Genomic DNA, 1,420 nt, shown 5'->3' on the forward strand with positions numbered 1-1,420 from the left:
GCGCCGCCATTCAGTAAGCGCACGAACTCCGCATGAAATGCGTTGGCCTCGGCGTTGAGCGCTTGGAACTGCTGGCCATACGCGCCGAACAGTTGTGAGATAGCCGCCGACACTTCATCGCCGGCCGCCGCCACCAGCCCGGTCGTGGGTGTGGCTGCGGCTGCGGCGGCGTCACTCAGCGCCGACCGAACGTTCGCCAAACTCCCGGCCGCCGCCGCCACGACATCCGGCTCGGCGATTAAGAACGACATGGCCATCTCCCTTTTTGACTCACTGCGGCATCACGAGAAACAAGAGCGTAATTGTGTCCCATGCCACATGAGGGAAAACGAGAGTTTTACGGCGAGTTGAGTCAATGTGTCCGCCGGGCGGTGTGCACGTTGTCTTCACGAGGCTGGTGCTGCGACCTCGTTGGGCGGTAAAAAGTCAGCGGCTAACGCGACTATGCCGGTCCACCGAGGCCGCCGCTACCTCCGGACCCGCCGCCGCCGCCCGCTGTCCCCAAGATGGGTGTCGCGGCGGTGCCGGTCTTGCCGGTCTTACCGGTCCCACCGGTGCCGTCGCCGCCGGTGCCGCCCGTGCCGCCTGACGCGCCGGCGCCGCCCGTAGTGCCGCCGTCGCCGCCGCTGCCGCCGTCGCCGCCGGACCCACCGTCCCCGCCATTGCCCTGGAGCACCGGGGAGGTGGTCGTGTTGCCGCCGGTGCCGCCGGTGCCACCGGTTCCGCCGGCGCCGCCGACGGTACCGCCGGTGCCGCCGTCGCCGCCCGTGCCGCCGGTCCCGCCGGTGCCACCCGAGCTGCCGTTGGTTAGTCCGGCGCCGCCAGTGCCGGCGTTGCCACCACTGCCGCCGGCCCCGCCGGTGCCCTGGCTGCTGGCGCCGCCGTGGCCGCCATGGCCGCCGTTGCCGCCGTTACCGCCAGTGACAGGGGTAGCGCTACTGCCGTTGGCCTTGGGGTCAAAGGCGCTACTGCCCGCGCCGCCGTTGCCGCCGGTGCCGCCCTTGCCGCCCGCGCTGGTGCCTGCGCCGCCATTGCCGCCGTCGCCGCCGGTGGCGCCGCTGGGGGCGGCAGTTGTGGTTGAGCCCGTATTCCAGCGATCGGCGCCGACGCCGCCGTTGCCGCCATTGCCGCCTACACCGCTGGCTCCGGTGCCGGTACCGCCGTTGCCGCCGTTGCCGCCGTTGCCGCCACCGTGGCTGGGGCTGGACAGGAAGGTGCCGTCGCCACCGTTTCCGCCATTGCCGCCGGTGTTGGCGCCGTTGCCGCCGTTGCCGCCGTTGCCGCCGTTGCCGTACGCGCCGGTGCCGGCGCCCGCGATCCCGCCGGCGCCGCCGTCGCCGCCGGCGGCGCTGCCGTTGCCGCCGTTGCCGCCGTTGCCCCCGTTGCCGCCCGTGTAAGCGCCGAAAGCTGATCCTTGCCC

General features: G+C 72.7%; 2 protein-coding genes. Both read right to left on the minus strand.

Going from position 1 to position 1,420, the window contains the following annotated elements; translation table 11 throughout:
• Nucleotides 1-251, minus strand: a 251-nt coding sequence (locus tag BST12_RS28925) for a PE family protein (RefSeq protein WP_139802055.1), incomplete at its 3' end; no start/stop codon positions are given.
• A gap of 191 nt (nt 252-442) precedes the next feature.
• Nucleotides 443-1,420, minus strand: a 978-nt coding sequence (locus BST12_RS33095; RefSeq protein WP_211281397.1) for a hypothetical protein, incomplete at its 5' end; no start/stop codon positions are given.

The sequence above is a fragment of the Mycobacterium angelicum genome, from assembly GCF_002086155.1.
Taxonomy (GTDB): Bacteria; Actinomycetota; Actinomycetes; order Mycobacteriales; family Mycobacteriaceae; genus Mycobacterium; species Mycobacterium angelicum.